The organism is Rhodomicrobium sp. R_RK_3 (assembly GCF_002198715.1).
Lineage (GTDB): Bacteria > Pseudomonadota > Alphaproteobacteria > Rhizobiales > Rhodomicrobiaceae > R-RK-3.
In genome coordinates this window covers 122883-146009 of record NZ_MWLK01000022.1, presented here as the reverse complement: position 1 = coordinate 146009, position 23127 = coordinate 122883, and the positions used below count along the sequence as shown (strand labels likewise).

Sequence of the window (23127 nt, the reverse complement as noted above, 5' to 3'; positions counted from 1 at the left end):
CGCATATAGGGCGACTATCATGAGCATTCTATTCGAACCCATCGTGGCGGGCGAGTTTCGCCTGCCCAACCGTATCGTCATGGCGCCGCTGACGCGCAGCCGCGCCGGCGACGCCAGACTCCCCAACGCGCTGATGGCGCAATATTACGCCCAGCGCGCCGATGCCGGGCTGATTCTCACCGAGGCGACCTCAGTCTCGCCGATGGGCGTCGGCTATGCCGGCACGCCGGGCATCTGGTCGAAGGAGCAGGTGGAGGGCTGGAAGCTGGTCACCGGCGCCGTCCATGCGCGCGGCGGGCGCATCGCGCTGCAGCTCTGGCATGTCGGCCGCATTTCGCATCCGACCTTCCTGAACGGCGAGCCCCCGGTCGCGCCGAGCGCCATCGCGGCGAACGGCCATGTCAGCCTGCTGCGCCCCGAACAGCCCTATCCGGTGCCGCGCGCGCTCGAGATCGGCGAGATCCCCGGCATCGTCGAGGCCTTCCGGCGCGGCGCCGAGAACGCCATGGAGGCCGGCTTCGACGGCGTCGAGATCCACGGCGCCAATGGCTATCTGCTGGACCAGTTCCTGCAGGACATCTCCAACCACCGCGAGGACGGCTATGGCGGCCCGGTCGAAAACCGCGCCCGGCTGATGCTCGAGGTGGCCGACGCGGTGATCTCGGTCTGGGGCGCGGGACGCGTCGGCATGCATCTGGCTCCGCGCGGCGACAGCCATTCCATGGGCGACAGCAACCGGCCGGACACCTTCACCCACGTCGCGACGGAGCTCGGCAAGCGCAAGCTGGCCTTCATCTGCGCCCGCGAGCATCTCGCCGACGACAGTCTCGGCGCCCGCCTGAAATCCGCCTTTGGCGGCGTCTATATCGTCAATGAGCGCTTCAAGAAGGACGCGGCGGAAGCGCTGATCGCCTCGGGCAAGGCGGATGCCGTCGCCTTCGGCAAGGCCTTCATCGCCAATCCCGACCTCGTCCGCCGCCTGCGCGAGGACGCCCCGCTCAACGAATGGGACAGCGCGACATTCTACACAGGCGGCGAAAAAGGCTATGTCGATTATCCTGCCCTGACGTGAGATAGATCGTCATCGTCAACCAACAGGCCGAGCCCATGCAGACCATCGACACGATCGAAGCGCTGGAAGCCCTCTACGGCCGGCCTGTTGCCGCCTCGCTGGTGAAGGAGACGGACCGCGTCACGCCGCATTACGCCGCCTTCATCGCCGCCTCTCCCTTCGTCGCGCTGGCGACGGCCGGCCCCGAGGGGCTCGACTGCACGCCGCGCGGCGACCTGCCGGGCTTCCTGCGCATCCATGACGAGAAAACCCTGATGATGCCGGACCGGCGCGGCAATAACCGCGTCGATTCGCTGCGCAACATCATCCGCGACCCGCGCGTCGGCCTGCTCTTCCTGATCCCCGGCTCGGGCACGACCTTGCGCGTCAACGGCCGGGCGCGGCTCGCGATCGAGCCGGAACTGCTCGCCTCCTTCGCCGTCGACGGCGAGCCGCCGCGCTCGGTGATCGTCATCACCGTGGACGCCGTCTATTTCCAATGCGCCCGCGCCATCATCCGCTCCAATCTGTGGAATCCGGAAAAGCATGTCGACCCGTCCAGCCTGCCGACCATGGGTCAGATCATCGCGGCGATGAGCGACAGCCAGCATGGCGGCGAGGCCTATGACAAGGCCTGGCCCGAACGCGCCAAGAAAACTATGTGGTAGCCTCGACCGGCAACGCACTGTAGAATTGCGCCTTCGACAGTCTCCGTCCGATTGCGTTGAACAGCGTCTTCGCGTAACAACCGCGATTTTTCCGCAATCCTGAACGATTATGCGTTCGTTTACCACATCCTTTGTTTTGCCGGAATGAGGACGGACCCGTAACCGGGACTCAAATATATAGAGTGTAGCAAGTAGTCTCACGGATTGCGACAAGCGCCAGGCGCCGGACGTCTTTACCAATGCTCAGACTGATCCATTATTCGCTCGATCCTTTCTCCCGCTCGATCCGTCTGGCGCTGGCCGAATGCGGTCTGGTGGTCGAGCTGGAGGATGAGCGGCCCTGGGCCTGGCGGCGCGATTTCCTGATGCTCAACCCGGCCGGCACGCTGCCGGTGCTCGCCCAGCGCCAGGGTTTCGTCCTCGCCGGCGCCTATGCGATCTCGGAATATCTGGGCGACACCCACGGCAAGCTGAACGGCGAGGGCCCGCCGCGCAATCTGATGTTCCCCGGCACGGCCATCGAGCGGGCGGAGGTGCGCCGGCTGGTCGACTGGTTCCACGTCAAGATGGACCAGGAAGCCAGCCGCTATTTCCTGGAAGAGCGCCTCTATCAGCGCTTTTCCGATTTCGGCCGCAACACGCCCGACACCGACATCATCAAGGCGGGCCGGGCCAATCTGCGCTATCATCTGAGCTATGTCAGCCATCTCCTGGAGAAGCGGCCATGGCTCGCGGGCGACGAATTGAGCTTTGCCGATCTCGCCGCGGCCGGGCATTTTTCGGTGCTGGACTATCTCGGCGAAGTGCCCTGGGAGGAGTTCCCCCGCGCCAAGACCTGGTATACGGTACTGAAAGCGCGGCCTTCCTTCCGCCCCTTGCTGGCCGACCGTCTCCCCGGCGTGCCGCCGCCGGAGATCTATGCGGAGCTTGATTTTTGAGTCTTGGGCCGGCTTCAGTTCCATTGCCTGTCAACCGTTCCGACGCCGTCGCCCTGAAGGCCGCCCTCATCGCGCGGGCGGGCGTTGAAGGTTTCGACGCGCTCGGCATTGCGCGGCCGGACGGCATCGGCCGGGCGGGCGAGCATCTGGCGGCCTTCCTCGCCGAGGGCATGCATGGCGACATGAGCTGGCTCGAAGCGGAGAGCCATCGCCGCCGCCATCCGTCCGCGCTCTGGCCGCAGGCGCGCTCGATCATCATGCTCGGCCTGAATTACGGGCCGGAAACCGATCCGCTCAAACTGCTCGAACAGCGCTGGCGCGGCGCCGTCTCCGCCTATGCGCGCGGCCGCGACTATCATGATGTCGTCAAGGGCAAGCTGAAGATCCTGGCCGGCTGGCTGCATCGCGCCAGCGGCGCCGAGGTCAAAGTCTTCGTCGATACCGCGCCGGTGATGGAAAAGCCGCTGGCGCAGGCGGCGGGTCTCGGCTGGCAGGGCAAGCACACCAATTTGGTCTCGCGCGAGCTCGGCTCCTGGCTCTTCCTCGGCGCCATTTTCACCACCGCCGATTTGCCGCCCGACCGCGCCGAATCCGATCATTGCGGCTCCTGCCGCAACTGCCTCGACATCTGCCCGACGAGCGCCTTCCCCGCGCCCTACCGGCTCGATGCCCGCCGCTGCATCTCCTATCTGACCATCGAGCATAAGGGCCATATCGGCCGCGAATTCCGCGAGGCGATGGGCAACCGCATCTATGGCTGCGACGATTGCCTCGCCGTCTGCCCCTGGAACAAGTTTGCCGCCAAGGCGAGCGAAGCCAAGTTCGCGGCTCGCCCCCTGACCGATGGCGCGCCGCTCTCCGAATTGCTGGCGCTCGACGATGCAAGCTTTCGCGCCGCCTTCTCCGGCTCCCCGGTCAAGCGCACTGGGCGCGACCGCTTCATCCGCAATGTGCTGATCGCGGCGGGCAATTCCGGCGAGCCCGCGCTGGTGCCGAAGGTGACGGCTTTGCTCGGCGATCCGAGCCCGCTGGTGCGGGCGATGGCGGTCTGGGCCGCGCGCCGGTTGCTGGATGGCGATCCGCTGGCCGCCGCGGCGCTGCGCGAGCGGCATCTGCCGGCGGAGACCGACGCCGAGGTCCGCCGCGAATGGGATTGGGATGAGAGTCGATTCACAACGGGATCCGCTACACCCAGGTGTCATCCCCGCGACAGCGGGGATCCCGTAAAGGGCAACATCAATGGCGGGGCTCTGCCGTAACCGCGATTGCTGCGGCGTCCTGGATCCCCGCTGTCGCAGGGATGACAAAAAAATTGTGACTGAGGAGACCACCCCATGAACACGCTGCTCGCCATCGGTCTCGGCTATTCGGCCACCGCGATCGCCGCCGATCTGAAGGCCGAGGGCTGGCGCATCATCGGCACCGCGCGCGGCGCCGACGGCGTCCGCGCCATCGAGGCGCTGGGCTATGAGGCCATCGCCTTCGACGGGGAAGCGCCCTCCCCCGCCCTCGCGGGCGCACTGCGCCAGGCGACGCATCTCCTCCTCTCCGCGCCGCCCGGCGCGGATGGCGATCCGGTCCTGCGGCACCATGCGAACGATCTCGCCGCTGCCTCGAACCTTGCCTGGATCGGCTATCTCTCGACCATCGGCGTCTATGGCGACCATGGCGGGGCCTGGGTCGACGAGACGACCGTCCCCAAGCCGATCTCCGACCGGAGCCGGTGGCGGCTCGGTGCGGAAATTGCCTGGGCCGCGTCTGCGTCCTCGCTCGGCGTACCGCTGCAGGTCTACCGCCTCGCCGGCATTTATGGGCCCGGGCAAAACGCGCTGGAGCGCCTGCTCGCCGGGCATGAACGCCGCATCGAGAAGCCCGGCCTGATCTTCAACCGGACCCATCGCACCGACATTGCCGCGACTGTCGAAGCCGGCATCCGCGCGGGCGGCAATGCGGTCGGCGTCTTCAATGTCACCGATGACGAACCGGCGCCGCCGCAGGATGTTGTCGCCTACGCCGCCGACCTGCTCGGCGTCGCGCCGCCGCCGCTTGTCCCCTTCGCCCAAGCCGAACTCAGCCCCATGGCGCGCAGCTTCTACGCCGAGAGCAAGCGCGCCCGCAACGACCGCATCAAGCGCGACCTCGGCGTCACGCTCGCCTACCCGACCTACCGCGAGGGCCTGCGCGCGCTGGCGGCTGAGCTGAAGCGATGATCCAGCCTGCTCCGCTTATCGAAGCTTTGCACAATCCCTAATCCCGTCGCCCCGGCCGGCCGTCAGAGCCGGGGCCCACTCGCCTCACCTCTTGCCGCAATGCTGGCGGATGCATGATTGGGTCCCGGCTCGCCGCTGCGCGGCGTCCGGGATGACGAGGAGATGCCGCGCGATGTCCAAGAGCCGTTAGGCCAAAAACTCCGCAATTATCGTCATCAGCAGGGCGAGATCCTGGTCGCGCGACAGCCGGTGCTCGGCGTCCTTGACCAGGGTCAGCCGCACATCATCGCCGCCGAGCTGGTCGACCAGCCGTACGGCGTGCTCCCAGGGCACATCGGCATCGCGCAGGCCCTGCAGAATCCGCACCGGGCACCCCGGATCGAATCCGCTCCCCAGCAGCAAATGATTGCGGCCCTCCTCGATCAGCGTGCGGGTCAGTGCATAGGGCTCGCCATATTCGGAGGGGCGATGGAAGACGCCGTCGCGCTCGAGAGTCGCGCGCGCTTCGGGCGAAAAGCGCTTCCACATCAGCTCCTCGGTCATGTCCCAGGCCGGGGCGATCAGCACGATCGCCTTCAGCCGGGTGCCCTCGCCGCGCGCGACCAGCGCCCGCGCCAGCAAAAGCGCCAGCCAGCCGCCCATGCTCGAGCCGACCAGAATCTGCGGCCCGCGGCTCAGAGCCTCGAAGGCGGCCAGCGATTCGGCGAGCCAGTCGCCGATGGTGAAATCCTCGATCCTGCCGCCCGATTCTCCGTGCCCCGAATAATCGAAGCGCAGAAAAGCCGCTCCGCGCGCCTCGGCCCAGGGCGCCAGCGCCGCGACCTTGGTGCTCGCCATGTCGGACTTGAAACCCGACAGCCAGACCAGCCCAGGCGCATCGGCGCGGGCGCCCGGCGCCTGCCGGTAGGCGATCTTGCGGTCCGGCCGCCCGGGGACGGTCACATCGAGGAATTGCGTGGCGGGGCTCATATCTCTATTAGGTCATCTGGAACGGGCGATGCGCGCAATCTGACACGCCGCTCCCGGCCTGCCAATCTCTGATCGCCCCAAGTGAACCCATGTCCACCATGCCCGTCATCCTGCAGATCATCCCCAAGCTCGATACCGGCGGCGCCGAGCGCACCGTGATCGAAGTCGCGGAAGCGGTGCGGATGGCCGGCGGGCAAGCGCTGGTGGCGAGCGAGGGCGGCCGGCTCGAGGCCGAGCTGGCGGCGGCCGGCGGCGAGTTGATCCGGCTGCCGGCCGCCGCGAAGAACCCGCTGACGCTGCTCGCCAATGCGCGGACGCTTGAAAAGCTGATCGCAGAGCGCGGCGTCTCGCTCGTCCATGCGCGCAGCCGCGCCCCGGCCTGGAGCGCGCTGATGGCGGCGCGCCGGGCGAATGTCCCGTTCGTGACCACCTATCACGGCGTCTACAATCAGAAGGGCGCGCTCAAGGCCTGGTATAATAGCGTGATGGCGCGTGGCGACCGGGTCATCGCCAATTCGCATTACACCGCCGGCATCGTCCGGCAGCGCCACCGCACCCCGGACGAACGGCTGATCGTCATCCAGCGCGGCGTCGATCTGGCGCAATTTTCGTCCGACGCCGTGACGGCGGCGCGCATCGCCGCGCTGCGCGCGCGTTGGGGCGTGGATGAAAAGGCCCGGCTGGTGGTGCTGGCGGCAAGGCTGACGCGCTGGAAAGGCCAGCATGTCGCCATCGGCGCGGCGTCGCAATTGCGTACCCGGCCCGGATTCGACGACGTGGTGTTCATCCTCGCCGGCGACGATCAGGGCCGCACCGCCTATCGCGAGGAACTCGCCGCGCGGATCGAAACGCTCGGACTCGGTCACGGCGTCCGCCTCACCGGCCATTGCGACGACATGCCCGCCGCCTTCGCGACCGCCTCGCTCGCCCTGGTGACGTCGATCGAGCCGGAAGCCTTCGGGCGCATCTCAGTCGAGGCGCAGGCGATGGGCTGCCCGGTGATCGTCAGCGATCTCGGCGCGCCGCCGGAAACCATCGACGCCGCCGCGCCGACCGGATGGACGGTCCGCCCCGATGACGAAACCGCCCTCGCCGACGCCATCGCCGCCGCCTTGTCGCTCGGGGCCGCGAAGCGCGCCGCCATCGCCCGCGCCGCACGCCATCACGCCGCCACATATTTCTCGAAGGCGCAATTGCAGCGGCGCACGCTGGAGGTCTATGACACCCTGCTTGCGACCGGTCTGGCGCAAGCGCTCGACCAAAAACTGTGGGCAAATGAGGATTCTATGCCATCACGCGCTAGAATTCCGGTCTAGTTTATTTGCCGCCGCCAGCAAATCACTTGACTTGTCAAGACGGATTATTGATCCTATTTCCTCATAGTCTCTCCCAAGCAACGAAGGCATGCAGCCCTTGAATTGCGCGGGAGTCGCCGTGATTTATACCCTTTCAACAATCTAGGAGAGTTAACCATTCGTAGACCCTTTAAAGCCGAGCCGAGCAAGGACAGCGGCCCCCGGATCAACGACGCAATCGTGGCCCGGGACGTTCAGCTTATCGACGAAAACGGTGAGAATCTGGGGCTCGTGCCCAAGCGCGATGCATTGACGCGCGCTGAGGAGGCTGGGCTCGATCTCGTCGAGGTCGGCAATTCGAATCCGCCTGTCTGCAAGATCATGGACTTCGGGAAGTATAAATATCAGTCGCAAAAGAAGGCTTCCGAAGCCCGCAAGAAGCAAAAGACCGTCGAGGTCAAAGAAGTCAAGCTCCGTCCGAATATCGATACGCATGATTATGATGTAAAGCTTCGTTCGATGAAGCGCTTCTTCGATGAGGGCGACAAGGTCAAGGTAACCCTGCGGTTTCGCGGCCGCGAGATGGCCCACCAGGATATCGGCATGCAGCTCCTGCTGAAGGTCAAGCAGGAATCCGAGACCTTCGCCAAGGTGGAATTGGAGCCCAAGCTCGAAGGCCGCCAGATGATCATGATTTTGGCGCCGCGCTGAGCGCCCGAGGTCAGCCCGCAAGCGGCTTGACCGGCATTGAGGTCTAAAAGAGCGCCGAGCCTTCAGAAAAAAGGGCCCGGCGCTTGAGACCGCAGATTGCAATGTTGCCGATGTTGAATCCCCGCGTCGCCGAATGCGTTCGACGCGCGGCGCTCGCGAGGGCAACACAGTGACCAAACATGAAATCCGACACCCCAGCGTGTCGTAGGTTTTCTGTCTCAGTCACCTTTTTCTGTCATAGCATAAAATTCACTTTCCGTAAGGCGGAAATCGTTAGCCAGCGTGCATTGACGCGCAGCATTCGCCCACTTGCGCACGAGCCCGTTTGCACGTAATTTGCGCCCCGATGAGCCGCCCGGCGTAAGGGCATGCCGTGGCGGCTCGCAAACGCTTCTCAACCACGCGATGAGAGCATCAGAGCCCGCCGTCAACGGCCGGGCCGGTTCATATTTGAAAGGAAGCAAAATGCCCAAACTGAAAACCAAGAGCGGTGTGAAAAAACGCTTCAAGATCACGGGCACCGGCAAGGTGCTCGCGGCGCAGGCCGGCAAGCGGCACGGCATGATCAAACGGACGCCCAAATTCATCCGTCAGGCGCGCGGGACGCAGGTCCTGTCCGAGCCGGATGCCAAGGTCGTCAAGAAGTTCATGCCTTACGGCAACGCATAAGCGCGCCCGTACGCCTAGCCATCCTCTGAAAGGAGCACCGCCATGTCGAGAGTCAAACGGGGCGTCACCGCGCACGCTCGCCACAAGAAAGTTCTGGAGCAGGCCAAAGGGTTTTACGGCCGCCGCAAGAACACCATCCGCATTGCCCGTCAGGCCGTTGAAAAGGCCGGGCAATATGCCTATCGCGACCGCCGCACCAAGAAGCGCAATTTCCGCGCCCTCTGGATCCAGCGCATCAACGCCGCGGCGCGCGAGCTTGGCCTCACCTATGGCCGATTTATCGACGGCTTGAACAAGGCCGGCATCGAAGTGGACCGCAAGATCCTCGCCGATCTCGCCGTTCGCGAGCCGGAGGCGTTCAAGGCGCTGGCCGACAAGGCGCAGGCGGCCCTTCCGAAGGCCGCGTAAGTCTCCTCCTCATTCCGGGCGTCCAAGGCGCGCCGGATTGAGGAGCGCTTCGTCTTATTTCCGCCCCGCGCGTCCGGCCCCGCCGGCGCCCGTGGGCGATCATCCCATTGGAGAGGCTCATGGATGCGGTAGCGCCGGCATCGGAGAGCGATCTGAAGAAGCTCGAGCAGGAGCTGATTGTCCGCATCGAAGCCGCGGCCGATCTGGCGGCGCTCGAGGATCTGCGCGTCGGCACGCTCGGCAAGAATGGCAGCGTCACCGGGCTGATGAAGACGCTCGGCCGGCTGCCGCCGGATGAGCGGCGGTCATTCGGGCAGGCGGTCAATGCCGTCAAGGACCGGGTCAGCGGCGCCCTCGAGGCGCGCAAAAGCCTGCTGCAGGACGAAGCGCTGGCCAAGCGTCTCGAAACCGAGCGCGCCGATATCAGCCTGCCGGTCCGCCCAGGCGCGCAATTCGAGGGCCGTATCCATCCGCTCAGCCAAGCCTGGGACGAGATCACCGCGATCTTCGCCGATCTCGGCTTCGCGGTCGCCGAAGGGCCGGATATCGAGAGCCAGGACTATAATTTCACCAAGCTCAACATGCCGGAGGAGCACCCCGCCCGGCAGGAGCACGATACGTTCTATTTCAACGAGAAAGCCGACGGCTCGCGCCTCGTGCTGCGCACCCATACCAGCCCGGTGCAGATCCGCACCATGCTGTCGAAGAAGCCGCCGATCCGCATCATTGCTCCGGGCCGCGTCTATCGCAGCGACAGCGACCAGACGCACACGCCGATGTTCCACCAGATCGAAGCGCTGGTGATCGACGAGGCCACCCATATGGGCCACCTCAAATGGCTGATCGCCGAATTCTGCAAGGCGTTCTTCGAGGTCGACGAGCTGCGCGTGCGGCTGCGCGTGTCGCATTTCCCGTTCACCGAGCCGTCAATGGAAGTCGATATCGGCGCCGAGGCGATCGGCAAGCCCGGCCGCTGGCTCGAAATCGGCGGCAGCGGCATGGTGCATCCCAATGTCATCACCGCCTGCGGGCTCGACCCGGAAAAATATCAGGGCTTTGCCTTCGGCTTCGGCATCGACCGCATGGCCATGCTGAAATACGGCATCCCGGACCTGCGCCCCTTCTTCGGCGCCGACCTGCGCTGGCTGAAGCATTACGGCTTCCTGCCCTTCGACGTGCCGAGCCTCGCGGGCGGCCTGTCGCAATAGCGCGGATCACCCACGGATGTCATCCTCGCGAAAGCGGGGATCCAGTCATCACCGAGACGCTGCGGAGTACTGGATTGCCGCTTGCGCGAGTATGATAAGGAATGTGTCTCCCAATGCGAAATTCCCGCGAAGGCGGGGATCCATTCCGCCGCAGCGCAAGTGGTTGGGCACAAAGCCACTTCGAGTTTGTGATTACTGGATCCCCGCCTTTGCGGGGATTTCGAAAACGAAACAAGCTTTCGCAATTGCGTCAGCCGGAGACCGGGCAGCCATAGGCGTAGGTGACATTCGGAAAACTGACCTGCGGCCTGCCCGCCAGTTCGGGCGTGCGGGCGATCAGCGCCCTGAGTTGCGCGACCACGCTCTCCCGTTCGGCGGGAGGCAGTTCCGCGATGGCGCTCACCGACAGCACGCGGTCGACGATGACAGTTTCGGGCGGTCCCTTATGCAGATTCTGAAATTGCCGCTCCGCGAGAGGCCCGAATCCGACCGCCGGAAACGCCTTGCGCCACGCCATCGCCTCCCAGCCTGGCGGCCAGGTGTCGTAAGGCGCCATGATCTCGATAATCTCGGCGACCCACGGCACGCGGGCGTCACGAATATTCCAGATCAGCCCGAGCGCGCCGCCCGGCTTCAGGACGCGGCGGATTTCCGACAAGGCTTGCGAGGTCGCGAAGAGATGGAAGCACTGGGCGCAAATCACGGCATCGACCGACCCGTCCGGCAACGGGATGGCCTGCGCCGTTCCGGCCACCGCTTCGACATCAGGGAAACGCGCGGTCAGATGCCGCCGCATCTCCCCCAGCGGCTCGACCGCGAGCACATCGGCCCCGGTCGCGAGCAGCCTGGGCAGGAATTTGCCCGTACCCGAGCCCAGGTCGAGCGCCCGCGAGCCCTCGCCGATGCCGAGGTCAACGCGCAGCCAGTCCTCGGCTGCTTCAGGGTAATCCGGCCGGCCCCTGGCAAAGGCGGCCGCTTGCTCGGCCAGGGCCAGATTGTTGGCCATGAACCCCGTCCCCCTGCTTGCCAGTCGCTGGCAAATGTCTAAAAAGGAGCGGCATGGGACAACTCCCATTCCGGGCAGAGAAGACTATCAGGACATAAGATGAAATTCACCCTGAACTGGCTCAAAGACCATCTCGACACCAAGGCCACGCTGGACGAGATCCATGACGGGCTGATCCAGGCCGGCCTGGAAGTCGAGAGCATCGAAAACCCGGCCGACAAGCTGAAGGATTTTACCGTCGCCCGCGTGCTCGAGGCGGCGCGCCACCCCGATGCCGACAAGCTGCAGGTCTGCAAGGTCGATACCGGCAAGGGCATCGTGCAGGTGGTCTGCGGGGCGCCCAATGCGCGCGCGGGGCTGATCGGCGTATTCGCCGCGCCCGGCGTCTATATTCCCGGCTCCGATTTCACCCTCGGCAAGGCGAAGATCCGGGGCGTCGAGTCGGTGGGGATGCTGTGCTCGGAGCGCGAATTGCAGCTATCCGGCGAGCATAATGGCATCATCGAGCTGCCCGAAAGTGCCGCCGGCCATATCGGCGAGCGCTATGTCGACGTGATGGGCATCGGCGATCCCGTCATCGACATCTCCGTCACGCCGAACCGGCCGGACTGCCTCGGCGTGCGCGGCATCGCCCGCGATCTGGCGGCGCTGGGGCTCGGCAAGCTGAAAAAGGAAGATGAGGGTTTTGCCGGCAAGGGCAAATTCGCGAGCCCCGTCACGGTCGCGCTCAATTTCGACGCGGCGAGCATCGACGCCTGCCCGGTCTTCGCCGGACGCTATATTAAAGGCGTGAAAAACGGCCCGTCGCCCGACTGGCTGCAGCAGCGCCTGCGCGCCATCGGCCTGCGCCCGATCAACGCGCTGGTCGACGTCACCAACTATCTCACCTTCGACCGCTGCCGCCCCTTGCATGTCTATGACGCCGACAAGATCCAGGGCGGCATCCAGGCCCGGCTCGGCAGGAAGGGCGAGAGCTTCCAGGCGCTCGACGGCAAGACCTACGAGGTGGACGAGGCGGCTTGCGTCATCGCCGACGACAAAAGCGTGCTCGGCTTCGGCGGCATCATGGGCGGCACCGAAAGCGGCAGCGGCGAGGAGACCGTCAACGTCTTCGTCGAATCCGCCTATTTCGACCCCATCCGCACCGCCCGCACCGGCCGCAAGCACGGCATCCATTCCGACGCCCGCTTCCGCTTCGAGCGCGGCATCGACCCGCAATCGGAACGGCTCGGCATCAATCTGGCGACCAAGCTGATCCTGGACATCTGCGGCGGCGAGCCGAGCGAGATGGTGGTCGCCGGCAAGGAGCCGGACGGCAAGACCGTCATCGCCTTCGATCCGGCGCGGGTGGAAAAGCTCAGCGGCCTCAAGCTGAAGCCCGCCGAGATCACCAACACGCTGAAGAAGCTCGGCTTCGCGGTCGAAAGCGGCGGCAATGTGCTGACCGTCACCGCGCCGAGCTGGCGGCCGGACGTGCATGGCGGCGCCGATCTGGTCGAGGAAGTCGTGCGCATCACCGGCGTCGACAATGTGCCGGTGACGCCGATGCCGCGCGCGCCGGGCGTCTCCAAACCTGTTATGACCGAGGGCCAGAAGCGCACCGCGCGCGCCCGCCGGGTGCTGGCCGGACGCGGCCTCGTCGAGGCGGTGACCTGGTCCTTTGTCCCGCGGCCCGATGCGGAACTGTTCGGCGGCGGCCAGCCGGAGCTGGAACTCGCCAACCCGATTTCCAGCGAAATGTCGGTGATGCGGCCGAGCCTGCTCGCCGGCCTCGTCGCGGCGGCGCGGCAGAACGCCAATCGCGGCTTCGACGACATCGCCCTGTTCGAAGTCGGCCAGATCTATCGCGGCGACAAGCCGGAGGATCAGCTCATGGCGGCGGGCGGCCTTCGCTCCGGCACGGCCAAGCCGACCGGCGGCGGGCGGCATTGGGACGGCGCGGCCAAGCCCGTCGACCTGTTCGACGCCAAGGCCGACGCGCTGGCGGTGCTCTCCGCGCTCGGCCTCGATCCGGCCAAGCTGCAGATCGCGCGCGGCGCGCCCGACTGGTTCCATCCCGGCCGCTCCGGCGTGATCCGGCTCGGGCCGAAGACCGTGCTCGGCCATTTCGGCGAATTGCATCCGCAGGCGCTGAAGCGGATGGACCTCGACGGCCCGGCGGCCGGTTTCGAGCTGTTCCTCGAAGCCATCCCCGCCTCTCGCCGCAAGTCCAGCGCCAAGCCGCCGCTCGACCTTGCCGATTTGCAGCCCGTCCGGCGCGACTTCGCCTTCGTGCTCGCCTCCGAAGTGCTGGCGGGCGACGTCGTCCGCGCCGCGCAAGGGGCGGACAAGGCGCTGATATCGGGCGTGTCGGTGTTCGACGTGTTCGAAGGCGCGAGCCTGGGCGAAGGCAAGAAGTCGCTCGCCATCGAGGTGACCTTGCAGCCGCGCGAAAAAACCCTGACCGACGGCGAGATCGAAGCGGTCTCGGCGCGCATCGTCGCCGAAGTGAAGAAGGCGACGGGCGGCGAGATCCGCGGCTGACGCGAGAACCGGAGCACAGGCATGGGACAGGCCGTGAATTTCGCCCGCGAATTGGAGCAGGTTACCGATTATTGGTCGCCGCGCGTCGTCGGGCGCGTCAACGATCAATATGTCAAAGTCGCCAAGCTGAAGGGCGAGCTGGTCTGGCACAAGCACGATGCCGAGGACGAACTCTTCTATATCGTCAAGGGCCGGCTCGTGATTCAGTACGAGGACAAGGCCGTGACCTTGAACCAGGGCGATTTCCACGTCGTGCCCAAGGGGGTCATGCACAATCCGGTGGCCGAAGAGGAATGCTGGATCGCGCTGATCGAGACGGTCACCACCGCCCATACCGGCGATGTCGTGACCGAGCGCACGAAATCGCTCGAGGATCAGCTCGGCGGATCCGGGGTCACGACAATCTAAATCCGAGATCCCCGCGAGGGCGGGGATCCAGGACGCCGCAGCGCCAGGGTTCAGGCAGAAAGTCGATCCTGAGTTTGTGAATACTGGATCCCCGCTTTCGCGGGGATTTCGAAAAAGGTGACCTGACCGGACCAGTCTCTCGACCGTACGGTTTCAATCGGAAGCGTGCAGTCGCCGTCGCCACGCCTCCGTTTGGAATGCCATGACCACGTCGCCGAAAACCCGCCTCGACCAATTGCTGACGCTGCGCGGCCTCGCCCCGACGCGCTCGCGCGCGCGGGATCTCATCAAGCGCGGCGCCGTGCTGGTCGCGGGCAAGGTCGAGACGCGCGCCGGGGTGGACCTGCCGCCCGACGCGGAAATCGCGGTGAACGAGGATTGGAGCGGCTATGTCTCGCGCGGGGCGCTGAAACTCGCCGCCGCGCTCGACGCCTTCGCATTCGAATGCGACGGCCGCATCGCGCTCGACATCGGCGCCTCGACCGGCGGCTTTGCGCAGATCCTGCTGCGGCGCGGCGCGCGTCACGTCTATGCCGTCGATGTCGGAAGCGGCCAGCTTCACCCCGACATTGCTGCCGATCCACGCATCTCGAACCTCGAAGCCACCGACTCGCGCCGCCTCGACGCCCAACTGGTCCCCGCCCCCATCGACGCCATCACCGCCGATGTCAGCTTCATTGCCCTGAGCAAGGCACTCCCGACCGCGCTCGCCCTCGCAGCCCCCGGCGCGTGGCTGATCGCACTGGTCAAGCCGCAATTCGAGGCGGGGCGCGAGAATATCGGCAAGGGCGGCATCGTCCGTAGCGAGGCCGCGCGCGAAGCGGCTTTGCAGAATGTGATCGCCTTCATCGCCGCGCAACCGGGCTGGCGCGTCGGGGCGACCATCCCCTCGCCCATCGCCGGGCAATCCGGCAATGCCGAATATCTGCTGGGCGCCCGCTATGCGCCGTGACCTCACCATCGCGCGCCTCGGCCATCAGGGCGACGGCATCGCCGACACCGAATCCGGCCCGGTCTACGTGCCGTTCACCCTCCCCGGCGAACGCATCGCCGCGGAGATCGACGGCAACCGCGGCCGCCTCCTTGAAATCCTGCAAGCCTCGCCCGAACGGATCGCCCCGGTCTGCCGCCATTTCGGCCTTTGCGGCGGCTGCGCCTTGCAGCATCTCGAATGGCGGCATTATCTCGACTGGAAGCGCCAGCGCGTCACCGAAGCGCTGCGCCTGGAAGGCATCGCCTTCGAGCCCGAACCCGTCCGCGCCTTCGGCCCGCATACCCGCCGCCGCGCCACCTTCACCGCGATCAAATCCGGCGGCGCGCTGGCGCTGGGCTACCGCCGCGCGCAAAGCCACGAACTCGTCGACATCGCGGAATGCCCCATCCTGCTGCCGCGCCTCGAAACCGCCCTGCCCGGTTTGCGGGATTTTCTCCGGCAACTCCTGCCCGAGGGCGAGGCGCGCATCGTCGTCACGGCCTGCGATAACGGCCTCGATCTGCTGATCGAGAAGACCGAGACCAAGCTCCGCGCCTTCACCCCGGCGCTGGGCAAGGCGGCCGAAGCGCTCGGCATCGCCCGGCTCGTTGCCGGCAAGGACTTGCTGCTCCGGCTCGCAACGCCGCAGATCAGCTTCGCCGGAATCCCCGTCGAGCTGCCGCCGGGCGCCTTTCTGCAAGCCTCCCGCGAAGCCGAAGCGGCGATGGCCGAGATCGCCGTCGGGTCCATCGGCAAGGCCAAGAAAGTCGCCGACCTGTTCTGCGGCCTCGGCGCCTTCACGTTCGCCCTGGCGCGGAAAGCCGCCGTCACCGCCGTCGAGCACGACCGCACCATGCTCGCCGCCCTCGACGCCGCCACCCGCCGGGCGCAGGGTATAAAGCCGGTGAAGACGCTCGCCCGCGACCTGATGCGCGAGCCGCTCTCGCCGCCCGAGCTGAACGCCTTCGACGCCGTGCTGTTCGACCCGCCCCGCGCCGGCGCACTCGCCCAAGCCACAGCACTCGCCAAATCGCGCGTACCGGCCGTGATCGCGGTCTCGTGCAATCCAGCGAGCTTTGCAGCGGACGCCCGCGCCCTGATCGGAGGCGGCTTCAAGCTGAAGCGCCTCGTCCCCATCGACCAGTTCGTCTACTCCGCCCATGTCGAGCTGGTCGCGGTCTTCGGCCGGAAATAGTGGGACGTGACGATGCGGCCGCCCTAGCCCGTCTCCACGGCCCAATTCCCTCTCCCATGGGAGACATTTGCGTATCGTATGAACTCTCTCCTCGTCGTCCCGGACGGCCGTCAGGTCGAGCCGGGACCCAATCATATTTCCGCTATCGCCTCTCCGCGAGCACCATGCCCGCTGGTCTGCCAGTGGGTGCCGGCTCGCCGTGACGGGCGTCCGGGACGACGAGGGGAGACTCCGGTGTCATCTCAATCGAGGACCTCGGTCGCGGCGGCTGCTAACGTCCGGCCAACAAAAACCCCGCCTCAGGTCCGAGGCGGGGCGCATCTTCATCTCTGCCGGCGATGCTTACGCCGAGATCGCGACCTTCTCGCGCTCGGCATCGACCTTGCGGACGCCGCCATTCGGCGCGGCCTTGGAAATCGCAATCGTCCGGGGCTTCATCGCCTCGGGGATCTCGCGCTTCAGGTCGACATGCAGGAAGCCGTGCTCAAGCGTCGCGCTGCCGACCTCGACATAGTCGGCGAGGCGGAAACGGCGCTCGAAATTGCGGGCCGCGATGCCGCGATGCAGATATTCGCGGTTGCCGGTGTCGGCCTGCTTCTCGCCACGCACCGACAGCGTGCCCTCCTTCACCTCGATGTTCAGGTCCTCGGTGGAGAAGCCGGCGACCGCCAGGGTGATGCGGTACTCGTTCTCGCCGAGCCGTTCGATATTATAAGGCGGAAATCCGCTGTCGCCCTCGCTCGAGGCCATCTGCTCGATCAGATTGGCCAGATGCTCGAAGCCGATCGACTGGCGATAGAGCGGGGTCAGATCAAAACGTCTCATCACACATCCTCCTGTTGAAGCGACATGGAGCTGCCTGCCGGAACGGCCAGGCTTTCGCTCACGATTTGCGCACCCGATACCGGCGTGCAGTCAAAAATTTAGTCGGGCCAAAACGGCTTTCAAGAGCCCGAAATGCAAAAAATGCGCTTCATATTCCCGGTCCCGGGCCGGCAATGTGAGGCGCGGTGCTTGAGCCGCGCCCCGGCATTGGACTATGGTTCCGCCAGCAAATTTGAGGATGATCGGGCCATGGAACTCGTGGGCATAGCGCGCAATCCGGTGCCGAACGGCGCGGTGCCCGGCAGTTTCGTCGCGCGCGACGGCGTCAAGATCCGCTATGCGCTGTGGCCGCGCACGGCGGATAAGCGGCTCGGCACGGTCTGCCTGTTCGGCGGGCGCGGCGAGTTCATCGAGAAATATTTCGAGACCATCACCGATCTGCGCCGGCGCGGCTTCGCCGTCGCCATGATGGACTGGCGCGGCCAGGGCGGCTCGGACCGCCTGCTCCGCAATCCGCGCAAGGGCCATGTCGAGGATTTCGCCGACTACGACAATGATCTCCGCCAGTTCATGGCCGAGATCGTGCTGCCCGATTGCCCCGCCCCGTTCTACGGCGTCGCCCATTCCATGGGCGCCCACATCCTGCTCCGCTCGGCCCTCACCAAAGTGTGCTGGTTCGACCGCATCATGCTGAGCGCGCCGATGATCGACATCAATCCCGAGATGACCAAGCGCCCGTTCCTGCGCGCCTTCATCGAGGCGCTGGTGCTGTTCGGCGGCGGCGATTTCTACGTGCCGGGCGGCCGGCCGGAATCGTTCGAGCTGCGCCTGCCGGAGGCCGCCCAGCACACCAGCGACCCGCTGCGCCTCGACCGCGTCCGCGAGATCCTGAAAACCGCGCCCTGGCTGACGCTCGGCTCGCCGACCATCGGCTGGCTGAACGCCGCCGCCCGCTCCATCATGCATATCAACAGCTTCGGCTTCGCCTCCGCCATCCGGGTGCCGATCCTGATCGTCGCGGCGGGCAATGACACCGTGGTCTCGACCCGCATCATCGAACAGTTCTCCAGTCAGGTGAAGACCTGCCGCCTGCTGGTGATCGCCGGCGCGCGGCACGAGATCCTGCAGGAGCGGGCCGAAATCCGCGACCAGTTCTGGGCCGCCTTCGACGCCTATGTGCCGGGCTCCAACCGGACCATGAGCGAAAGCCAGATCGGCCTTTAGACCATCGGGCCGCTTGCACGCGGGGCGGAGCCAAGCGTTAACCCGGCCGGTCGAATTTTACGAATCACCCGTCGCGGGCCCGCCGCCGGCCGCCATAAGCGCCTGTCACCCCTTCGATTTTATCCTTCGCTGCCGCCTGCATTTTGGGCAGATCGCTCGAATTGAGCGGATTTCCGCAAGCTCTGTGTTGGCTTTGCCACAAATACACGCCCCGCATGTGAATAACGCCCGCGCTGCGGCCTGCCGCAAGCTTCGGATGAATGATCGGCCTTGTTGACGGCGAATTGCCCCGGCGAATCAACCGGAGGGACCCATTCGAAGTCAGGCGTTCGCGTCCGGACTGGAAGCCGCGCAAGATCAAGGGGACCCATCGCAATGGAAGAGCAGAACAGCCTATTCGGGACGCTTCGCGCCAGCTTTTTGGGCGGCGCGCTACTCGTGGTTTTGAGCGGCGCCGCCATGGCGGACGATGCCGGCGGCAGCACCAAGGACGCCCCCGCCGCGCCGGCCCCCGCGCCCGATCACACCCTCACCGTCAATGGCGGCCTGACGACCGATTACGTCTTCCGCGGCTTCTCGCAAAGCGATGAAGGCCCCGCCGTATTCGCCGGCGCCGACCTCGCCTATCGCTGGTTCTACGCCGGCGTCTGGGCCTCGAGCGTCGACGAGCTGACCTCCGACGGCAATATCGAGATCGATCTCTATGGCGGCATCAAGAAGTCCTGGAACGGCGTCGATCTCGATGTCGGGGTGATCTACTACTATTACCCGAACAATAATTTCGACGTCGAACTCGACTATGTGGAGATCAAGGCGCTGGCAGGCGCCAAGGTCTGGCGCGAGGTCGCCGTGACCGGCGCCGTCTACTTCTCCCCGGATTTCTATGCCGAGACCGGCGCCACCTGGACGCTCGAAGGCATAGCCACCATGCCCTTGCCGTTCTGGGGCCTGAGCCTCAGCGGCACGCTCGGCACCATCATCAGCAACGACAATGACAGCGCCTTCGCGGACCTCTATGGCGACGACCAATATGTCTACTGGAATGTCGGCCTGTCGAAGACCTTCCGCGAACATTACACGGTGGATGTGCGCTATTGGGGCACCGACGTCGACGACAGCGACGATTTCGACAATTCGCTGGCCGACAACCGGGTCGTCGGCACGGTGAAGTTCAACTACTAGCGAGCGCTGCCAAGGGACCGGGCGGTCTCGAAGTGCGGGCGAACGGGAATGCTATGCACAACCCCGTATGTTCTCATTTTGTACCGTTTCCCGCTTGACGACTCAGCCGCGATTTTCTAGAACGGATGCAGAACAGAGACGCAGTGAGTTTCCCCGCTCCGGTCAACGTTCAGAGCTGTCACGGACACCCCTTATCCGCTGAACAGCCCCTTAAAAGAGAGCAGGCAGGCTTGTCCCCGCCGAACGGCTCATGCGCGAGGAACCTGGTGCGGCGCACCTCCCGCAAAGCCGAAGCCCGAACGTCATCTTCCCCCGGATGACCGGGCGTTCAGCCAACCCTGCCTGCTCCTCTTTTCCTTTGCGGACGACCATTGAGACGCGCCGGCGGAGCCTGCCGGGCGAAGACACTCCGCTTTCTCGAAATCCTCGCGAAGGCGGGGATTCAGTACGCCGCAGCGCCAGAACCAAAGGCACGGTCCCACCCTACGCACCGGGATTACTGGATCCCCGCCTTCGCGGGATGACAAAAACGGGTGGCCTAAGGCAGGGTCGCTTTCGATAGCCACGGGCAGGGTCTACCTCTCCACGATCCGCAGCCGGACCCCCTCTCCCTTGGGAGAGGGCTGGGGTGAGGGGTTCGTGAGCGAGCCGTTGAGTCCGCAACCCCTCGCCCGGCACGCTTCGCGTGCCACCCTCTCCCCTCGGAAAGGGTTTAGCTGCGGCGAGGCGAGGCGCGGTGCTTCCGACCAGAACGAAACCGCTCCGGCGTGAGGACCTCAATTTCCTTGTCGTAGCCGCAGCGCGAGTCGTTGGGCAGAGCGCCGCTTTCGTGGCCGTGAATACTGGATCCCACCCTCGCGGGAGATTTCGCAGGCATACGGGGCGATTGGGTCCCCTACCCAGCCCTCGCGATATGCACCCCGCGCAAGCCAGCAACCACGGCGAGCCATTGGGGTTGACGCGGCGTCACCGCCGCCCTCTGATGGTTGCGGCGCGCGAGCAACCGAAAGGCGCGAAATTGGCAGACATCCTCATCGCCGGCGCGGGCATCACCGGCCTCTGGCAGACGCTGACCCTGGCGCGCGCGGGCCACCGCGTACGGCTGGTCGAGCGCTCGGCCGAGCCTTTCGCCGACGCCGCGAGCCGCCTTGCCGGCGCCATGCTCGCCCCGTACTGCGAATCAGAGAGTGCCGAGCCGCTGATCGCCGAGCTGGGCTTGCAGGCCTTGCCGCTGTGGCGCGCGCTCTATCCCGAGACCCGCCAGCAAGGCAGCCTCATCCTCGCCGCCCCGCGCGACCTGCCCGAGCTTGCCCGCTTCGCCCGCATGACCTCGCATTTCGAACGGCTCGACGGCGCCGGCGTCGCGGCGCTGGAGCCCGCGTTCGCCGGGCGCTACGGGCAAGCGCTGTTCTACCCGTCAGAGGCCCATGTCGAGCCGGGCCGCGCCATGCCGGCGCTGCTGCGTCTGGCGCAGGAGGCGGGCGCGCGTGTCGAATTCGGCGCGCGCTGGGACGAGGCCGAGCCCGGCTCATACGACCACGTCATCGACTGCCGGGGCATCGCCGCCAGCCCCGACCTGCCCGAATTGCGCGGCGTGCGCGGCGAAATGCTGGTCGTCGAAACCGATGAAATCGCGCTGCGCCGCCCCGTCAGGCTGCTGCATCCGCGCTTTCCGCTCTATGTCGTGCCTTGGGCCGAGAACCGTTTCATGATCGGGGCGACCGTCATCGAAAGCGGCGACCGGGGTCCGGCGACCGTCCGCTCCGCCCTCGACCTGCTGGGCCTTGCCTATACGCTGCACCCGGCTTTCGGCGAGGCGCGCATCCTCCGCTTCGCCGCCGATGTCCGCCCCTCCTTCCCCGACAATATGCCCCGGATCACCTTGCGGGGCCGGCGAATCCTGGTGAACGGCCTCTACCGCCACGGCTTTTTGCTGGCGCCCTCTCTTGCGGCGCTGGTCGCGCACTATATAAAGGATGGGACCACGCGGCAGGATGTCTTCCTTGAGGATTATTGTGAACGGTGAGACGCGCGAGACCGGCGCCAGGACGCTGCAGGAGCTGTGCAGCAGCCTCGGCTATGGCGAGATGAAGGTCGCGACCGCCCTCAACGGCGATTTCGTCCCCGCCGGCCGCCGTGCCGCAACGCCGATCAGCCAGGCGGATCGCGTCGAAATCGTCGCGCCCCGGCAGGGAGGCTGACCATGGTCGCATTTTACGGCGAGAGCTTTGCCTCGCGGCTCATCCTCGGCAGCGCGCTTTACCCCTCGCCCGAGATTTTCCAGCGTTCCGTCAAAACCGCCGGCGCCGAGATCGTCACCGTGTCCCTGCGCCGCGAGGGCGCGCGCGAAAAGACCGGCCAGCAATTCTGGTCCCTGGTGCAGGCCCTTGGCGTGCGGGTGCTGCCCAACACCGCGGGCTGCCGCACGGCGAAGGAGGCCATCGCCACGGCTATGATGGCCCGCGAGCTGTTCGAGACGCCCTGGGTGAAGCTGGAAGTCATCGCCAATGACGACACGCTGCAGCCCGACCTGTTCGGCCTCGTCGACGCGGCCGGAACGCTCAGCGCCGAGGGTTTCAAAGTCTTCCCCTACACCACCGAGGATCTGAGCGCGGCCGAAAAGCTGCTCGCCGCCGGATGCGAGGTGCTGATGCCCTGGGCCTCGCCGATCGGCTCCGGCCAGGGGCTCGCCAATCCGGGCGGACTGAAATCGCTGCGCGCCTATTTCCCGGGCGTCCCGCTGGTGGTGGATGCCGGGCTTGGCGCGCCGTCGCATGCGGCGGAGGCGATGGAGATGGGCTATGACGCCGTGCTGCTGAACACCGCCGTCGCCAAGGCCGCCGACCCGCCGCAAATGGCCGCCGCCTTCGCCAAGGCCGTCGAGGCGGGCCGCATGGGTTTTGAGGCCGGGCTTATGCCGCGCCGCGACATGGCAGCCCCCTCGACGCCGGTCGCCGGCACGCCGTTCTTCGATTTCAGCCATGCCCGATAGATTCTACCCCATCGTCCCCGATGCCGCCTGGGTCGCCCGCATCGTGCCGCTCGGCGTGAAGACCGTGCAATTGCGCGTCAAGGACGCCGATGCCGCGACCATCGCGCGGGAAATCGCGGCCTCGCTTGCCGTGTGCAAGGCGCATGGCAGCCAGCTCATCGTCAATGATTACTGGCGCGAGGCCATCGCGCTCGGCGCCGATTACATCCATCTCGGCCAGGAGGATCTGGCCGACGCCGATCTCGCCGCCATCCGCAAGGCCGGCCTGAAACTCGGCATTTCCACGCATACGCACGAGGAGTTACGCATCGCGCTCGTGGCAGAGCCGGATTATGTCGCGCTCGGCCCGATCTACGAGACGACGCTCAAAGTCATGAAATACGACCCGCAAGGGCTCGCCCGCATCGGCGAATGGAAAAGCCTGATCCGCTGCCCGCTGGTCGCCATTGGCGGCATCAGCCTCGAGCGCGCGCCCGGCGTGTTCGCCGCCGGGGCCGACAGCATCGCCGTCGTCAGCGACATCGTCGCCAGCCCCGATCCGGAGGGCCGGATCGCCCAGTGGCTCGCCATGTGAGCGAAGTCCGCAAGGCCCCAAGGCAACCCCGCTTACCCTAAGCAATCCCACTCATGGTACGTGACAGTAATTTCACGTACCATTGCTTCCCCGAGTTC

Annotated in this window: 23 protein-coding genes; 20 read left to right on the top strand and 3 right to left on the bottom strand. The window is 66.0% G+C overall.

What is annotated here, in order from left to right:
• Positions 1–19: 19 nt before the first annotated feature.
• The 5 genes from BLEFHOIH_RS13130 (at position 20) to BLEFHOIH_RS13110 (ending at position 4867) form a co-directional block, all read left to right on the top strand.
• The gene (locus tag BLEFHOIH_RS13130) at positions 20–1072 is read left to right on the top strand and encodes an alkene reductase (protein WP_088346127.1); all 1053 of its coding nucleotides are present in this window, start codon (positions 20–22) and stop codon (positions 1070–1072) included.
• 35 nt (positions 1073–1107) lie between these two features.
• Positions 1108–1719 (top strand): pyridoxamine 5'-phosphate oxidase family protein, encoded by a 612-nt coding sequence (locus tag BLEFHOIH_RS13125; RefSeq protein WP_088346125.1) that lies wholly within the window; start codon positions 1108–1110, stop codon positions 1717–1719.
• Positions 1720–1958: 239 nt separating this feature from the next.
• The gene (locus BLEFHOIH_RS13120) at positions 1959–2657 is read left to right on the top strand and encodes a glutathione S-transferase family protein (RefSeq protein ID WP_088346123.1); all 699 of its coding nucleotides are present in this window, start codon (positions 1959–1961) and stop codon (positions 2655–2657) included.
• A 23-nt stretch (positions 2658–2680) separates the two neighbouring features.
• Entirely contained in the window at positions 2681–3916 is a 1236-nt protein-coding gene (gene queG, locus BLEFHOIH_RS13115) for a tRNA epoxyqueuosine(34) reductase QueG (RefSeq protein WP_088346121.1), read from the top strand.
• Between the two features lie 75 nt (positions 3917–3991).
• Positions 3992–4867, top strand: coding sequence for an SDR family oxidoreductase (locus tag BLEFHOIH_RS13110; protein ID WP_088346119.1), 876 nt, complete (start codon positions 3992–3994; stop codon positions 4865–4867).
• Between the two features lie 186 nt (positions 4868–5053).
• Here BLEFHOIH_RS13110 and BLEFHOIH_RS13105 read toward each other — a convergent pair whose 3' ends face one another.
• Positions 5054–5836, bottom strand: a complete 783-nt coding sequence (locus BLEFHOIH_RS13105; RefSeq protein ID WP_088346117.1) for an alpha/beta hydrolase — start codon at positions 5834–5836, stop codon at positions 5054–5056.
• A gap of 89 nt (positions 5837–5925) precedes the next feature.
• On the opposite strand from BLEFHOIH_RS13105, the gene BLEFHOIH_RS13100 reads away from it, so the two are divergent.
• The 5 genes from BLEFHOIH_RS13100 (at position 5926) to pheS (ending at position 10127) form a co-directional block, all read left to right on the top strand.
• Positions 5926–7152 (top strand): glycosyltransferase family 4 protein, encoded by a 1227-nt coding sequence (locus BLEFHOIH_RS13100; protein WP_088346115.1) that lies wholly within the window; start codon positions 5926–5928, stop codon positions 7150–7152.
• Positions 7153–7308: 156 nt separating this feature from the next.
• A complete protein-coding gene (infC, locus tag BLEFHOIH_RS13095; RefSeq protein ID WP_088346268.1) occupies positions 7309–7842 on the top strand; it encodes a translation initiation factor IF-3 in 534 nt (177 codons plus the stop codon).
• Between the two features lie 465 nt (positions 7843–8307).
• Entirely contained in the window at positions 8308–8511 is a 204-nt protein-coding gene (gene rpmI / locus BLEFHOIH_RS13090; protein ID WP_088346113.1) for a 50S ribosomal protein L35, read from the top strand.
• Positions 8512–8553: 42 nt separating this feature from the next.
• A complete protein-coding gene (gene rplT, locus BLEFHOIH_RS13085; protein WP_088346111.1) occupies positions 8554–8919 on the top strand; it encodes a 50S ribosomal protein L20 in 366 nt (121 codons plus the stop codon).
• Positions 8920–9038: 119 nt separating this feature from the next.
• Positions 9039–10127, top strand: coding sequence for a phenylalanine--tRNA ligase subunit alpha (gene pheS / locus BLEFHOIH_RS13080; protein ID WP_088346109.1), 1089 nt, complete (start codon positions 9039–9041; stop codon positions 10125–10127).
• Between the two features lie 250 nt (positions 10128–10377).
• On the opposite strand, the gene BLEFHOIH_RS13075 is transcribed toward pheS, so the two are convergent.
• The gene (locus BLEFHOIH_RS13075; protein WP_088346107.1) at positions 10378–11133 is read right to left on the bottom strand and encodes a class I SAM-dependent methyltransferase; all 756 of its coding nucleotides are present in this window, start codon (positions 11131–11133) and stop codon (positions 10378–10380) included.
• Positions 11134–11232: 99 nt separating this feature from the next.
• Here BLEFHOIH_RS13075 and pheT point away from each other — a divergent pair, with 99 nt between their 5' ends.
• From pheT to BLEFHOIH_RS13055, 4 genes are all read left to right on the top strand, one after another.
• The gene (pheT, locus tag BLEFHOIH_RS13070; protein ID WP_088346105.1) at positions 11233–13656 is read left to right on the top strand and encodes a phenylalanine--tRNA ligase subunit beta; all 2424 of its coding nucleotides are present in this window, start codon (positions 11233–11235) and stop codon (positions 13654–13656) included.
• 21 nt (positions 13657–13677) lie between these two features.
• A complete protein-coding gene (locus BLEFHOIH_RS13065; RefSeq protein WP_088346103.1) occupies positions 13678–14064 on the top strand; it encodes a cupin domain-containing protein in 387 nt (128 codons plus the stop codon).
• Positions 14065–14266: 202 nt separating this feature from the next.
• Positions 14267–15016, top strand: a complete 750-nt coding sequence (locus tag BLEFHOIH_RS13060) for a TlyA family RNA methyltransferase (protein ID WP_088346101.1) — start codon at positions 14267–14269, stop codon at positions 15014–15016.
• Positions 15006–16232, top strand: coding sequence for a class I SAM-dependent RNA methyltransferase (locus BLEFHOIH_RS13055; RefSeq protein ID WP_088346099.1), 1227 nt, complete (start codon positions 15006–15008; stop codon positions 16230–16232). The genes BLEFHOIH_RS13060 and BLEFHOIH_RS13055 overlap by 11 nt, the downstream gene beginning before the upstream one ends.
• Positions 16233–16574: 342 nt before the next feature.
• On the opposite strand, the gene BLEFHOIH_RS13050 is transcribed toward BLEFHOIH_RS13055, so the two are convergent.
• Complete coding sequence (locus BLEFHOIH_RS13050) at positions 16575–17057, bottom strand: Hsp20 family protein (RefSeq protein ID WP_088346097.1); 483 nt, start codon at positions 17055–17057, stop codon at positions 16575–16577.
• 249 nt (positions 17058–17306) lie between these two features.
• On the opposite strand from BLEFHOIH_RS13050, the gene BLEFHOIH_RS13045 reads away from it, so the two are divergent.
• The 6 genes from BLEFHOIH_RS13045 to BLEFHOIH_RS13020 all read left to right on the top strand — a co-directional run bounded on the left by BLEFHOIH_RS13045 (position 17307) and on the right by BLEFHOIH_RS13020 (position 23029).
• Positions 17307–18281: an alpha/beta hydrolase gene (locus tag BLEFHOIH_RS13045; RefSeq protein ID WP_088346266.1), complete on the top strand. Its 975-nt coding sequence runs from the start codon at positions 17307–17309 to the stop codon at positions 18279–18281.
• A 375-nt stretch (positions 18282–18656) separates the two neighbouring features.
• Complete coding sequence (locus tag BLEFHOIH_RS13040) at positions 18657–19463, top strand: TorF family putative porin (RefSeq protein WP_088346095.1); 807 nt, start codon at positions 18657–18659, stop codon at positions 19461–19463.
• Between the two features lie 1018 nt (positions 19464–20481).
• Positions 20482–21489, top strand: coding sequence for an FAD-dependent oxidoreductase (locus BLEFHOIH_RS13035; protein WP_348626052.1), 1008 nt, complete (start codon positions 20482–20484; stop codon positions 21487–21489).
• Positions 21467–21664, top strand: coding sequence for a sulfur carrier protein ThiS (gene thiS, locus BLEFHOIH_RS13030; protein WP_088346091.1), 198 nt, complete (start codon positions 21467–21469; stop codon positions 21662–21664). Before BLEFHOIH_RS13035 ends, thiS begins: the two co-directional genes overlap by 23 nt.
• A gap of 2 nt (positions 21665–21666) precedes the next feature.
• Positions 21667–22455: a thiazole synthase gene (locus tag BLEFHOIH_RS13025; RefSeq protein WP_088346089.1), complete on the top strand. Its 789-nt coding sequence runs from the start codon at positions 21667–21669 to the stop codon at positions 22453–22455.
• Positions 22445–23029, top strand: a complete 585-nt coding sequence (locus BLEFHOIH_RS13020; protein WP_088346087.1) for a thiamine phosphate synthase — start codon at positions 22445–22447, stop codon at positions 23027–23029. The genes BLEFHOIH_RS13025 and BLEFHOIH_RS13020 overlap by 11 nt, the downstream gene beginning before the upstream one ends.
• Positions 23030–23127 lie beyond the last annotated feature (98 nt).